The organism is Montanilutibacter psychrotolerans (genome assembly GCF_003719825.1).
GTDB classification, from domain to species: domain Bacteria; phylum Pseudomonadota; class Gammaproteobacteria; order Xanthomonadales; family Xanthomonadaceae; genus Montanilutibacter; species Montanilutibacter psychrotolerans.
The window spans coordinates 613,669-626,974 of sequence record NZ_RIBS01000001.1; the positions used below are offsets into that span (position 1 = coordinate 613,669).

General features: G+C 68.2%; 12 protein-coding genes and 1 pseudogene. 4 read left to right on the forward strand and 9 right to left on the reverse strand.

Annotated features, from left to right (window positions below; genetic code table 11):
* Window positions 1-15 precede the first annotated feature (15 nt).
* The 7 genes and pseudogenes from EER27_RS02610 to EER27_RS02640 form a co-directional block, all read right to left on the reverse strand.
* Window positions 16-936 carry an ABC transporter ATP-binding protein gene (locus EER27_RS02610; protein ID WP_123086447.1) on the reverse strand — a complete coding sequence of 307 codons (921 nt, stop codon included), beginning with the start codon at window positions 934-936 and terminating at the stop codon, window positions 16-18.
* A 45-nt stretch (window positions 937-981) separates the two neighbouring features.
* Window positions 982-1,392 (reverse strand): GntR family transcriptional regulator, encoded by a 411-nt coding sequence (locus tag EER27_RS02615; RefSeq protein WP_123086448.1) that lies wholly within the window; start codon window positions 1,390-1,392, stop codon window positions 982-984.
* A gap of 264 nt (window positions 1,393-1,656) precedes the next feature.
* Window positions 1,657-3,423 (reverse strand): annotated as a pseudogene (locus EER27_RS02620) (DUF885 domain-containing protein); the annotation flags it as partial.
* 168 nt (window positions 3,424-3,591) lie between these two features.
* Window positions 3,592-4,386 (reverse strand): queuosine precursor transporter, encoded by a 795-nt coding sequence (locus EER27_RS02625; protein WP_123086450.1) that lies wholly within the window; start codon window positions 4,384-4,386, stop codon window positions 3,592-3,594.
* Window positions 4,383-5,750: a PQQ-dependent sugar dehydrogenase gene (locus EER27_RS02630; protein ID WP_223807131.1), complete on the reverse strand. Its 1,368-nt coding sequence runs from the start codon at window positions 5,748-5,750 to the stop codon at window positions 4,383-4,385. The genes EER27_RS02625 and EER27_RS02630 overlap by 4 nt, the downstream gene beginning before the upstream one ends.
* A 10-nt stretch (window positions 5,751-5,760) precedes the next feature.
* A complete protein-coding gene (locus tag EER27_RS02635; RefSeq protein WP_123086452.1) occupies window positions 5,761-6,459 on the reverse strand; it encodes a DUF502 domain-containing protein in 699 nt (232 codons plus the stop codon).
* Between the two features lie 112 nt (window positions 6,460-6,571).
* Window positions 6,572-8,569, reverse strand: a complete 1,998-nt coding sequence (locus tag EER27_RS02640) for a bifunctional serine/threonine-protein kinase/formylglycine-generating enzyme family protein (RefSeq protein ID WP_123086453.1) — start codon at window positions 8,567-8,569, stop codon at window positions 6,572-6,574.
* Between the two features lie 117 nt (window positions 8,570-8,686).
* Between EER27_RS02640 and EER27_RS17245 the strand changes: the two genes are divergently transcribed.
* Window positions 8,687-10,060 carry a hypothetical protein gene (locus tag EER27_RS17245; RefSeq protein WP_123086454.1) on the forward strand — a complete coding sequence of 458 codons (1,374 nt, stop codon included), beginning with the start codon at window positions 8,687-8,689 and terminating at the stop codon, window positions 10,058-10,060.
* Window positions 10,061-10,156: 96 nt separating this feature from the next.
* On the opposite strand, the gene EER27_RS02650 is transcribed toward EER27_RS17245, so the two are convergent.
* Both EER27_RS02650 and trxA read right to left on the reverse strand, forming a co-directional pair.
* Complete coding sequence (locus EER27_RS02650) at window positions 10,157-10,654, reverse strand: DUF4442 domain-containing protein (protein ID WP_123086455.1); 498 nt, start codon at window positions 10,652-10,654, stop codon at window positions 10,157-10,159.
* Window positions 10,655-10,817: 163 nt separating this feature from the next.
* Entirely contained in the window at window positions 10,818-11,684 is an 867-nt protein-coding gene (gene trxA / locus EER27_RS02655) for a thioredoxin (RefSeq protein WP_123086456.1), read from the reverse strand.
* A 134-nt stretch (window positions 11,685-11,818) separates the two neighbouring features.
* Here trxA and EER27_RS02660 point away from each other — a divergent pair, with 134 nt between their 5' ends.
* The 3 genes from EER27_RS02660 to EER27_RS02670 are packed head-to-tail and all read left to right on the forward strand — an operon-like array spanning window position 11,819 to window position 13,277.
* The gene (locus EER27_RS02660) at window positions 11,819-12,454 is read left to right on the forward strand and encodes a hypothetical protein (RefSeq protein ID WP_148040904.1); all 636 of its coding nucleotides are present in this window, start codon (window positions 11,819-11,821) and stop codon (window positions 12,452-12,454) included.
* Window positions 12,451-12,666: a helix-turn-helix transcriptional regulator gene (locus EER27_RS02665; protein ID WP_123086458.1), complete on the forward strand. Its 216-nt coding sequence runs from the start codon at window positions 12,451-12,453 to the stop codon at window positions 12,664-12,666. The genes EER27_RS02660 and EER27_RS02665 overlap by 4 nt, the downstream gene beginning before the upstream one ends.
* Before the next feature lie 8 nt (window positions 12,667-12,674).
* Window positions 12,675-13,277: a DUF998 domain-containing protein gene (locus EER27_RS02670; protein ID WP_123086459.1), complete on the forward strand. Its 603-nt coding sequence runs from the start codon at window positions 12,675-12,677 to the stop codon at window positions 13,275-13,277.
* The last annotated feature ends 29 nt before the right edge of the window (window positions 13,278-13,306 follow it).

Genomic DNA, 13,306 nt, shown 5'->3' on the forward strand with positions numbered 1-13,306 from the left:
GATGGATTTCAGCGCTCAGGCGCGGGCCGGAGCGGCGTGGTTCTTGGTCAGGAAACCGTTGACGGCGCGGTCCAGACTCACCGGCATGCTCTGCATCGAGCGCGCACCGCTGGCACGCAGGAACTGCGCGAAGTCTTCGTCCTGGTCCAGCACCAGGTAGTGGTGCAGGCCGTCGATCCGTTGCAGCTGCAACAGGCCGGGAATGGTCGAAGGCTCCGGCCCCTTGAATGGCACGTCGGCGATCCAGTGGGTGACGCGCGCGCAGAAATCCTCCGGCGCCGACATGTTCTTCAGCTGACCGCGTTCGAGAATGATGAGGTTGTCGGCAACACGCTCGATCTCCTCCATCTGGTGCGAGCAATAGATCACCGTGCAGTCCTCGGCGGCGTTGGAGTACAGCAGCGATTCGAGGAAGGCGCGCTTTGCCACCACGTCCAGGCCCAGCGTCGGCTCGTCCAGCACCAGAAGCTCCGGGCCCTGTGCGAGAACCAGCGCGAGGTTGAGTCCGGCGCGTTCGCCGCGCGACAGCTGGCTGATCTTCTGCCGCGGCAGCACCTGGTAGTGCCCGATGACTTCGTCGAAGGCCTGCTGGTTCCAGCGCGGATACTGGTCACGTTGCATCGCGATCACCGCCGATACCGTCATCCAGCCGGGCAGGGTGTGCTCTTCGTTGACGAAACCGATGCGGCCGCGGTCGTCGGGTCGCAATTGCTGGCTGTCACGGCCCAGGATGCGCGCCTGTCCCGAGGTTGGCGGCAGGAAGCCCAGCAGTATCCGGAACAGTGTCGACTTGCCGGCGCCGTTGGCACCGACGATGGCGTGGATCCGGCCGCGCGGAATGCGCAGGTCGAGATGGTCGAGCGCGAGCTTGTCGCCGTAGCGCTTGGTCAGCGCGACGGTCTCGATGATGCAGTCGGAAGTGACGTTGTCAGTCATGGTCAACCCTGCGAGAAGGGGCGGGGGCGGCGTTGCTGTCGGCGATCAGGCGGTCTTTCTTGGCGCCAGCACGCGAAGCGCCTGTTCCACGCGGGCGAGTGCGCGGTCGGGCGGGTAGTCCAGCGCCGCGACTTCGTGCACGAAGCGCTGGGTGGCGTCGTCGAGACGACGTTCGCGTTCGCCGTCGCTGAGGCGCTGGCGAGGCGTGGCCACGTACAGCCCCAGACCCTGCCGCGCATCGAGCCAGCCTTCGGCGGTCAGTTCGGCGTAGGCCTTGGCGACGGTGTTGGGATTGATCGTGAGTTGTTGCGCAAGCCCGCGCACGCTGGGCAACTGCGCGCCGGGCACGAGTTCGCCGGTGGCGATCTTCATGCGCACGCCATCGACGATCTGCTTGCTGATCGGGCGGGGATCGCCGGTGGCGATCTGGATCATCAGGGCTTGGGTGCGGCTCATGGCGGCTTGGCGTCCACTGGGTTGCTGTACGGCGTGTAGTAGTACAGCGGGCCGAAGCGGGTCGTCAAGTGCCCGTCGACCAGGGATGCTGCGGCCGCGACGGAGGCGGGTGTCGCAAGCCGGCCGCACTGGTTGAGCGCACCCGCTCAGGCGCGCGATGGCGAGCCGGGTGGCGACGTGATGCGCGGATGGGCCTCACGCGGTGTGCCAAAAAAAAAACAGGCCGGCAATGCCGGCCTGCTTTCGTCAATCAACCGCGGTTGTTCAACCCTTCTTGGCGGCGATCCAGCGATCGACCTTGCCTTCCAGAACGTTCAGCGGCACCGCACCGTCCTTCAGCACTTCGGCATGGAACTCGCGTACGTCGAAGCGATTGCCAAGCGCCTGCTCGGCACGCTTGCGCAACTCCTGGATCTTCAGCTCGCCGATCTTGTAGGCCAAGGCCTGGCCCGGCCACGCGATGTAGCGCTCGGCCTCGGCGGTGGCCTGGGTCTCGCTTTCGGCGGAGTTGTCGAGCATGTACTTGATGACCTGCTCGCGGGTCCAGCCCTTGCTGTGCAGGCCGGTGTCGGTCACAAGTCGAATCGCGCGCCACAGCTCGTTCTGCAGGTAGCCGAAGTAGTCGTACGGGCTCTCGTAGATGCCCAGCGACTTGCCCAGCGACTCGGCGTACAGGCCCCAGCCTTCGATGAAGGCGGTTTCGCCGCCGAAGCGACGGAAGGCCGGCACGCCGTTGAGTTCCTGCTGCAGGGCCAGCTGGAAGTGGTGGCCCGGGATGGCCTCGTGCAGGTACAGGTCCTCGGCGTCCCAGGTCTTGCGGCTCGGCAGGTCGTAGGTGTTGACGTAGAAGATGCCGGGACGGCTGCCGTCCTCGCTCGGGGTCTGGTACTCGCCGCCGGCCGCGGACTTGGCACGAAACTCCTCGACCGGACGGATCTCGAACGGTGCGCGCGGGGTGAGCGAGAACTGCTCGGGCACCTTGAGGTTGACCTTGGCTTCGAGCGCGCGGTAGTGGGCGAGCAGGCCGGCCTCGTCCTTGAAGCCGAATTGCGGGTCGTTCTGCATGAACTTGAAGAAGTCCTGCAGCGAACCCTTGAACCCGGTTTCGGCCATCACCTTGCGGATCTCGCCGTGGATGCGCGCGACTTCGTCCAGGCCCAGCTGGTGGATCGCGGCCGGGCTCATGTCGGTGGTGGTGGTGCTGCGCGCGTTGAAGGCGTACCACTGCTGGCCGTCGGGCTGCTTGTCGAGGCCGACGCTCTCACGCGTGGCGGGCAGGTACTCGTCGTTGATGAAGGCGCGCAGCTCGCGGTACGCCGGCATCAGCTGGTCGGCGATCATGGTGCGGTAGGCGGCCGTGAGACGCTGCTTGTCGGCGGCGCTGAAGTCGGCAGGCAGGTTGGTGATCGGCCCCCAGAACAGGGTTTCTTCGGGCTTGTCCTTGATCAGCGCGTCGAGCTGCGGGATCACCTTGACCATCAAGGCGCGCGGCTGCACGACGCCGGCCTTCATGCCGGCGCGCATGTTGGCGATGTCGGTATCGAACAGCGTCGGCAGCTTGTTGCCGCGCGCCAGCCAGTTCTCGTAATCCTTGACGGTCTTGAACGGCTGCGCGCTGGTACCGGCGCCGAGCATGACCGCGTAGCTGGCGATGCTGCCCATCTGGTTGATCGGCATCATCCAGTCGGGGAAGCGCTCGCCCTCGAGGCGGTTCTTTGCGTCCCGCACGAAGATCTCGTAGCTCAGCAGGTCCTGGCCGGCCAGGCCGGCGCTGCCGATGCCTTCGACGGTCTTGAGCCAGCGGTCGGTGAACTCGCGTTCCTGCTGGCGGTACTGGGCCGAACCGAAGTCGGGCAGTTGGTCGTTGTAGCGGTTGTCGCCCTGGAAGGTCGCCTGGATCGGGTTGAGCTTGAGCATCTCCTCCCAGTACTGGCCGTACAGCGCGGTCAGCCGGGAGGCCTTGGCGGTGTCGGTGGTGACCGTGGGCGCTGGATCGGCGAAGGCGACGGGTGCGGCGAATGCGGCAACGGACAAGGCGAGGGCAAGAGCAAGCGGACGCAGGGTCATGGCAGGTTTACCGGGACGAAGAGGTCCGAGCATGGCCGAGCGGCGGACCGGCCGCCCCGGTCAAAGGTCACGGTTGCGCGTGACCGGGGTGGCGTGCTCGGGAGCGGGCGTGAACCCGGCCCGATCTGCCGCCTATCCCGCCGCGTGGTGGCGCAGCTGCCGCGCGCGCGCTTCGCCCAGGTAGCCGGTGATGCCGGCGCGAACCAGGTAGATCAGCGGGATGAGCGCGATCGCGGCGAGCATCTTGTAGCCGTAGTTGACGGTGCTGATCGCCAGGAACTTGGGGATTTCCCAATGTTGCGGGCCCAGCACGAACGCGATGTACAGCACCACGAAGCTGTCGACCAGCTGCGACACCGCGGTGGAGCCGGTGGCGCGCAGCCAGACGTGCTTCTCGCCGGTCATCGACCGGATCCGCTGGAACACCGCGATGTCGATCAGTTGCCCGAGCATGAACGCGACCAGCGAGCCGGCGATCGTCCACAGGCCCTGGCCGAACACCGCGGCGAAGGCCTTCTGGTAGTCGGGCACGCCCTGTGCCTGCGCCGCATCGACCCACCAGCCGGCCGGCGCGAGCGAGATCGCGGCGAACGCGAACGCGAAGCCGTACACGATCAGCACGGCCGCCAGCCACGAGATGAACCGCACGCCGCGCTTGCCGAAGAACTCGTTGACCACGTCGGTCATCAGGAACACCACCGGCCATAGCAACGTGCCGGCGGTGAAGCTCATCGAACCGCTCTGGCCGAACAGGTTCCATTGCAGTGGGTCGATGCCCAGCGTGTCCTCGAGCGCGAAGATCTTCACGCCAATGAACTCGGCCAGCACCGCGTTGACGCAGAAGAACGCGGCCAGGGCGATGAACAGCCGCACGGCGCGGTCGTGCAGTGGCGAGTTGGCGGAGTCGGGCAGGGGCGCGTCGGTCATGGCGTGGCTGTGTGACCGGTCGACGACGGCGTCGGCCGAGTGGATGGGGGCGACGTGGACGGGGGCGGCGTGGCTTGTGGCAGCGTGGGGCGGACGTAATAGACCACCCCGCGGTGGTCGTCGCTGAGCAGGAACGCGTCGCTGCCGAACGCGAGGATGCCGCACGGTCGTCCGACCACGCCGCTGGCCTGCTGGAAACCCAGGATGAAATCGCCGAGCGGGCGACCATCGCCGCCCACCCGGACCAGTCGATAGCCGTGGCCGATGCGTCGGTTGGTCGAGCCGTGCAGGGCGACGAGGTAGCTGCCGGCGAGGCGCTGATGACGGGGCGCGTCGATCTCGCTTCCCGGGGGCGCGGAGTTGACGTCCGAGTCGGAATCCGCCGGCGCCTCTGCGAAGTACGCCAGTCCCAGCGCGGAGGCATGCGCGGGAAACGTCGCGAATGGACGCGGTACGCCGGCGCAGCCGCGGCGACGTGGGAACTTCGGATCGGCCAGCACGCGCCGGCCGGACGGATAGCAGTACGGCCAGCCGTAGTCGGCGCCGTCTTCCACCCGATACAGCGCTTCGTCCGGGCGATCCCGGCCGAGGTGATCGGCGCCCTGGTTGGTCGCCAGCAGACGATCATCAACCACCGCCAGGCCAACCGCGTTGCGCATCCCCCGCGCAAACACGCGCTGCCCGCTGCCATCGGGGTTCATCTCGAGTATCGACGCGCGGACGGATTCCTTCTCGATGCAGGCGTTGCAGCTGCTGCCGACCGACACGTACAACTTGCCGTTGCCTGCGAACGCGATGCTGCGGGTGAGGTGCCAGCCGCCGTACTTGTACGACAGACCGTAATCGGGAAACGTTGCCAGCACTTCTGCTTCGGAGCGCGGCGCCGTGTCGCCGTCCCGGTAGCGATAGCGCACAAGCCGGTCGGTCAGCGCGAGATACAGCCACTGTCGGCCCTGCGTGTCGACGTGGAAGGCGATGCTGTTGGGATTGCGCAGGCCGTTCAGGTACTGGCTGATGCGCGTGAAGCGGTTGGCCTGCGCGTCCCAGCCGTCGAGGATGTGGACCGCGCCGCGACGGTTGTCGCTGAGGTCGTGCATGTCGGTCACGAACACGCGGCCGTCGGGGCTGCGCGCGAAGAAACGCACGCGCTTGAGTCCTTGCGCCGCCGGACTGATCGTGTAGCCCTCGGGCAGTTGCAGCGTGAACCGCCGACCGTCGTCGAGCCGGATCGCCTGCGGCACCAGTCGGGTCGGCGTCGCGTCCGTGACGGGCGGTGGTGCGCTGCCAGCAACGCCGGCAAGCGCGATGAGCGACAGCGCGAGGGCGAGCATCGCCAAGCGTGCCCGTCGACCAGGTGCCGTCATGGCGCGTTCGTCACGGCTTCGACGGCTCCACGGCGCCAGCCTGCGCCGGCACGGAGAACGGGATGCTGTCGGGCGACACCGCGCCGCCGGAAATGATGAAGCTCATCGCCTGGTCCACGGTCCAGTCGGTGGGCGTGATCTTCTCGACGGGCACGATTTCCAGATAGCCCGAGGTCGGGTTTGGTGTCGTCGGCACGTAGACCGCGGCCAGTTCCCGGCCAGTGCCCTGTTCGCGCATGACCTTGGTGACAAACCCCAGGGTCTTCATCTCGGTGTGCGGAAAGTCGATCAGCACCACGCGCTGGGTACCGTCGGGTTTGGTCTGCAGGATGTCGAGCAGTTGCCGCGCGCTGCCGTAGATCGTGCTTGCGAACGGAATGCGACGTACCAGCGACTCGAACCAGCCCAGGATGCGTTGCCCGAACACGCGGCGCGCCATCATCCCGGAAAGCAGGATCAGCGCGACGGTTGCAAGCAGGCCGAACGCGGTCTGCACCCAGGGCTGCACCAGCCAGCCGAGCGTGCGCGGGTCGGTGGCCGCTAGGTTCTGCAAGGCCGGCTGCATCAGCGGACGGCTGAGGTCGGACAGCAGCACGAACACGAACTTGACCACCACCCACGTCAGCCAGAGCGGCAGCAGGGTCAGCAATCCGGTCAGGAACAGTTTCTGCAGGCTGGGTTTGTGCGGATGCGAAGTGGGCTCGGACATGGCGCGATTGTAGGCGAGCGTTGCGCTGATCGCGGCGACGGCCGCAAACCATTGGGGGGCGCACAGTGCGGAGGCGGGGACGGCATCGCCGTCGCCGTCGTCCGCATCGGACTCAGAGCTCGCGAAGCAGGCGGAAGCCGACGTCGTCGTAACCGCGGCCGGCCACCAGCGGACGCTGGCCGGCGCGACTGCGCCACGATGCGCCCGCTACCTGGCGACGCGCGCAGTTGCCGGCGCAATCGCGCAGCCACAGCGACACCTGCTTTCCGGGCGTCTGCGCGGCCAGTTGCGCGGCTTCCTGCGCATTGGGCAGGCGATAGCGATGGCCACTCTGGTTGCTGTACCACTGCGCGTAGGCCTCGGCATCGGCCTGCGACACGCACACGACCGCGTCGCCACCGGCCTGCCGGAAGCCCGGCGTGCGCCAATCGCGCGGTGCCAGCACGCGGAGCAGCGAGGCACGCTCGCGGCAGAGCGTGGCGCCGCGACCGGTGGCGGTGGCAAAACGCTGGTACTCGTCGCGTGTCACCGCGCGTCGCGCGAGCGCGACTTCGTTGTTGCCGATCACCGCACCGGACGGATCGTCCGGCACCGTCTCGCCCTTGCCCGGGACCGCCTCCGCGCTGGCAAGCAACTCGCCGGCCAGCGGTGTGGCAACGCCAAATTCGGGCGCCAGCTTGGCCGCGGCCAGCGCACCGTTGCGGTCGTACCGCCGCGCGGCATCGCGCACGCGCTGCTGCAGCGCCTCGCCAGCCTGCCGGCGAAGCTGCTGTTGTGCCGGCGAGTCCAGGCTGCCAGTGTCGGAGGCCAGGCGTTTGGCGTGGCCGAGATATTCGCGCGCGCGCGCGTCGTTGCCTTCGCGCAGGTTTCGCGCAAGCTCGGTGGAGAAGGCGCCGGTGAGTTCGCCGATCACGTGCTGCACTTCGGTATTGCGGTTGTCGGACAACCACGCGGCCATCACGCTGGAGTAGGCGTTGGCGTCGGCCGGAGTAGTGAGGTTGCGTTGTGCGATGTGGCGACGGGCGTCGTCGAGCGCGACCTGCAGCGGTGCCTCGGGCAGCGGCGCCAGCATCGCTTCGGTGGCGTCTGCCGCGGTGGTGGTGCGGGTCTGCTCGGCATCGCCGTTGGCACGGAAGAATCCGTCGCCTTCGCGCCCGCTCCACAGCGATGCGCCGATCGCGACCACCGCGCCCAGGCCAAGCGCGGCCCATGCCGGCTTGGGCCAATTCAGCGGCGCGGTCAGCGCGCGACGCACGGGAGCCACCCACGGCCAGGCTCGGCGACGACGGACGCGCTCGAGCGCGGTACGCATCTGCGCGACGTCCTCGAAGCGTTCGATCGGCACCTTGGCCAACGCGTGGTTCATGAAGCGCTGCCAGTGGCGCAGATCCGGTGGCAGGCGGGGAATCGGGTCCTGGGCGTGCATCACCGCCATCGACAGCGCGTCGGCGGCGCGGTACGGCAACTGTCCGGTCAGCATCTCCCAGGCAAGCACGCCCAGGCTGTAGAGGTCTGCGCGGCCGTCGACATCCTCACCGCGCGCCTGCTCGGGCGCCATGTACGCCGTGCTGCCGACCGCAAGGCCGGTGGCGGTGACGCGCGGGCCGTAACCTCGGCGCAGGGCGATGCCGAAATCGGCAAGCATCGGCATGTCCTGGTCGTTGAACAGCACGTTCTCGGCCTTGACGTCGCGATGCACCACGCCACGACCGTGTGCGTACTCGAGCGCGGACAGCAGCGACTGCAGCGTTGCCACCACGCGTGCCTCGTCGCCCTTGAACTCGCGCTGGCCCAGGTGGCCGCGCGGCATGTACGGCATCGCGTAGTAGGGGAGTCCCTCGCTGGTACGACCAAGCTCGTGGATGCCGACCACGTGGGGGTGGTCGAGCCGGGCGACCGTCCGCACCTCGTTCTCGAAGCGCCGCCGGCTGACCTCATCCGACAGCGCCTGCGGCGACATCACCTTGATTGCAACCTCGCGCGAAAGCGCGGCCTGCTCGGCAAGGTACACGGTCGACATTCCGCCGTGGTTGAGCACCCGCAGCATGCGGAAGCCCTTGATCTGGGGCAATGGAGCATCTGCAGCGTGTTTCGGCAGGTCGAGTTGCATCGCGTTCCCCTGTCGCGGATCACGAGCATAGCGCCTGCCCAGATGGGACGGAACACGCAGGAACGAACCGCCCGAACGTGGACAATGCAGGGTGAACAGGGAAAGGACCGGTCAACGATGACGAAGATGCGCGCGTGGGTGGGATTTGTGGCGTGCCTGCTGCCGCTGGGGATGCTGGCCGTTTCCACCGCGCAAACGTCGCTGCAGCGCAACGAGCAGCTGCGGCGCGAAGGCGACGCCGCCGTGGCGATGCTGGCGATTCCGGCAGCGAAGCCCGGCAGCAACGCGTTCGCGTCCGTATGGCTGTTGCGGTATGAGGTTCCGGCCCTGGCGCACGAGGCCGTGATGTCCGAAGACGTGGCGGCGTTCGACCGTCGATTGCAACTACGGCACCAGCAGGTTCCCCACGGGTTTGAGGCGACCGATTCGGCGGCGTTCGTTTCGGCCGCGCGCGATCGCTATCCGTATACGCCATCGACGAAGGCCGACCTGGACGCGCTGTGCGGGCTGACCACGGACGACTGCCTGGACTACGTCCGCGCGCACCGGGAGCAGGCGATCACCGGCTTGTCGGCCTTTCGCCCCCTGCTGCCGCGAATCGCGGCGATCGGCCAGCATGGCCACATCGCCGATCGCTTCAGTGCGGACGCCCAGGCGCCGGCGCCCGAGTGGGGCCTGCTGCGCGCGCGCCTGAGCGAGCACGCGCTCGACTTCGTCGATGGCAGGGTCGATGCCGCGCTGTCGGCCACGTGCACCGACGCCGTCACGTGGCGGCGGCTGTCCACCAATTCCTATCAGCTCGTCGCCACGGTGGTGGGGCGCTCGTTTGCCACCGCATCGGTCACGCTGGCCTCGCAGATGCTGGCCGAACTGCCCCCCGACCATCCCCTGCCGGCGTCGTGCCGGCTGGCGTTCTCACCGCCGCTGCCGGAAGAGGCCCTGACCTGTCGGGCAATCAGCGGCGAGTTCCGCACGGTAGCCGCGGCCATCGTCGGGCCGGACCACGATCCGGATGACAGCGGAATCGCGAAGGCCGTTCTCCGACGCGACGACGCACGCCGGCGCCTGGCGACGCTGTACGCGCCGGCCTGCAATGCGCAAACCCGGCGCAGCGTGATGCTGGACCGGCCTGTGCCGCGCACCGATACATCGTCCTACTCGCTGGGCTGCCTGCTGAGCCTGACCGATTGCCAGCCCACGGCCGAAGCGGGTTTCGACCATTCGCGATCGACGCGCCGGGGCCAGGACACCATCGCCCGGCTGCGCATGGCGGCCGCCTTGCTGTGGCTGCGCGATCGGCCGCAGGACGCCCGGCCCTTGCCGACGCGGCTGGCGGAGATGCCGGCAAGCCTGCGAGGCCCCGGGCGCGCCATCGAGCCGGACGTCGATGGGCGCGGCTTGAAAGTTGCGTTGTTCGAGCCAGGCAAGGACGGGCCTACCCACGCCCGTCTGCCGTTGCCGGCCTCGCGGCACTCTGCTGCGGGGCGCTGATGGGTCGAGGCCGCCAGGCCGGATGAGGCTGATCGACGAGGCCGCCAGTGGCTGGCCTCGCTTCGGGACCGTGGGTCTCGTCGTGCGGGGGCAGGCTCAGGCCGTGGCAACCTCGCCTGGCACGTCACCGGTGCGGACCTTGCCGACGCGCTCCCGCTTGCGGCGGATATAGAGTTGCTTGCGCACCCGGGCGACGACATCGCCCGTGGCATCCATCACGTCCGTGTCGAACCAGCACAGGTACTTGTCACCGCCGTCGGTCGCAGCGCGGATCTCGTCCAGCACGTGCGGTGTCAGGTCGAAGCGCGCGCGCACGGTGCCACGGCCGGGCTTGATGAACTCGATCGAGCCGGAACGATCCCAGACGATGTAGTCCTGGCCCAGCGCCTTGAGTGCCAGCAGCATCCAGAACGGGTCCGTCATCGCGAAGAGGCTGCCGCCGAAATGGCTGCCGACGTAGTTGCGGTTCCACGGACGCATGCGCAGTTCGACCTCGGCGTGGCGCCAGTCGTCGCTGATGTGGCGCACGTGGACGCCGCTGAACAGGAACGGCGGCCAGAGGTTGAGACCGTGCCGCAGAGTATTGGCTTTCATCGGGTCGGGATGGGGAGGCGGAGCCGGAAGGGTGCCATACGCATGCGTACAGTCAAGCCTAAGCCGCCCCCCTCGATCTGACGGGTGCCATCTCGTGCACGACGCCCGGCACGGCCGGCGGTACTTGGGCAGGCAACGTCGGGGTGCGTTGGCGCCGCTCGCCTCAGAACAGCAGCGAGGACATCCGGCGGCGGTAGCGGCCCACCAGCTCGGCATCCTCGACCACCCGGAACGCGTCGATAAGCGCCTTGCGCGGCAGACCTTCGTCGTAGCCGCGGTCGATCCGCAGCATCTCCAGGAACTGCTCGAGGCCGGTTTGCGCGTCACCGCCAACGAGGTGGTGCGCGCCCAGCAGATAGCGGGCTCGCAGGTCGGCCGGATCGTTGGCGATTGCCGCCTCCAGTGCCGGGATGGTGGGCGCGTCGTGCAGCACGGCCGCAAACCCGAGGCGCGCGCGGCCGCGCAGAGCACGGTCGTCGGTGGCGAGGTTGGCAGGCAGGGCGTCGAGCAACGCCTCCGCTTCGCCGGTGGCGCCGATCAGCAGCAGCGCCAGGGCGAGGTCGAGCTTGAGGGAGTCCTGCTCGGGGGACGCCGCGATCTCCTCGCGCAAGCGGGCGACCTCGGCGTGCGGATCCAGCGGTGCGGCTTCGGTGGCGACCTCGGCGTCCGGCGCAGCGGCCACGCCCGGCTCGACGCCGTGGTGCTTGAGGAACTCGCGCAGCTGGCCCTCCGTCAGCGCACCGGGAACCATGTCGACCACCTGGCCACCCTTGACCAGGAACAGAGTGGGGATGGAGCGGACCTGGAAGGCGCCGGCGAGCTGCGGCTCGGCGTCGACGTCGATCTTGGCCAGCTCGAACGTGCCGTGGTACTCGCCGGCCAGCTTCTCTAGCACCGGGCCGAGCTGCTTGCACGGTCCGCACCATTCCGCCCAGAAGTCGACCAGCACCGGCACCTGCATCGACTTGTGGATGACCTCCGCCTCGAATGTGTCGGTGCGGGCGTCGAAAACGTGGGCGTGGTCAGACATGCGGGTTCCAGGGTGAATAGGCAACGGCGACATGGTGCCAGAGGCGGGCGATCGCAAGGCATGTAAAGGATACTTGACATGCCGTTCGGCGAATGTAATGTAAAGCGAACATTTGGTCCGCTTGAGGTTACGTCATGGCAGGGAGTCGCGTGGTTTGGCCGGGATTGCTGGCGTTTGCCGGCGCCGGCCTGTGGTTGTTGCTGGCCGGCCCGGCCGATGTGCTGGGCATCGACAGCGGCAATGCCGGCATGGTGTTGCTGATGACGGCCACCTGGACGGCGCTGTACCAGGTTGGGCGGCTGCCGCCCGAGGACGTCGTGCGGGTGGGGTCGCCAGCGGAATGGAAAGCCTGGATTGGCACGGCGTTCATGGCGGCGGCGATCGCCTATTTCCTGACCAGGGGGGAGGTTCTGGCCGGCGTGACGGTGTTCAACGACCCGCACGCGCAGCGCATCGGTCGCAACCTGGTGCTGCTGCTGGTGGCCTGGTCGGTGCTGTCGAGCGTGATGGCCTCGCGCTGGAAGGGGGTTGTCGAACAGGACGAGCGCGACCGCGAGATCGCCGCCCAGGCCTCGGGCTGGGGGCGTGGGGCGCTGGTGGCGGTGGTGATCGGGCTGGCGGTGCTGCTGGGGCTGTCGCCGGCATCGCGCCTGGCGTGGGCCAGCCATCTGATGATCGCCAACCTGCTGATCTTCGCGCTGATGTGGAGTTGCTTCGTGGAGTACGCGGCCACGGCGGCGTACTACTGGCGCGAGCGGCGTTGGCAATGACCGGCACGCCGATCCGCAATGGCATCCGCGCGCTGCGTTTCCAGAATGGCGAGATGACCCAGCAGGCGCTGGCCGATGCCTGCGCCGTGACCCGACAGACGATCATTGCGCTGGAGGCCGGACGGTATGCGCCGTCGCTGGAGCTGGCGTTCCGGATCGCGCGGACGTTCGGCGTCGGGGTCGAACAGGTTTTCCAGTGGGATCAACCATGACATTTGCCATGACACGTTTTGCCCGAATCGCCGCACTGCTGGCTGCCGGGGTGTGGCTGGTGGCCACACTGGCCTTCGGCGCAGCGCTGGATGGCTATTCCCAGCTGCAGCACCCGCTGGCCCTGCTCGGCGCACGCGGCATCGATCGCGCGGAGGGTTACAACCTGCTGGGGTTCGCGGCGCCGGGCGTGCTTGCCGCAATCGTCGCGTACGCGCTGCGTGCCGGTCTGCCGGCAGGCGCCGGCTGGAGCGCGAGGATCGGCGTGCAACTGCTGGTCCTGGCAGCGCTGGCTTTCGCCGCTCAAGGCTGGTGGTCGCTGGAACCGTCCGATATCGAAGGCGGCGCCAGCGCCTTGCACGTGAGCATGTGGACGTTGTGGTGGGTGGCGTTGCTGCCGGCCGGTCCGTTGCTGGCCATCGGTCTGCGGGGTGGGCCGGCGGCCCGGTTGGGCGCGGGCGCGCTGGTGATGGTGGCCTGCGTGATTGGCTTCGGCCTGTTTGCCGCGCCGCTGGGGTTGCCGGCCGGATTTGCCCAGCGCGCGGCCATTGCGGCGTGGCTGGCCTGGATGGCGTGGGCCGGCTGGAGCACGCGGCCGTCGACGGCGTCGTAAGGGCCCGCGCGCCAGCGCGGGCATGCGTG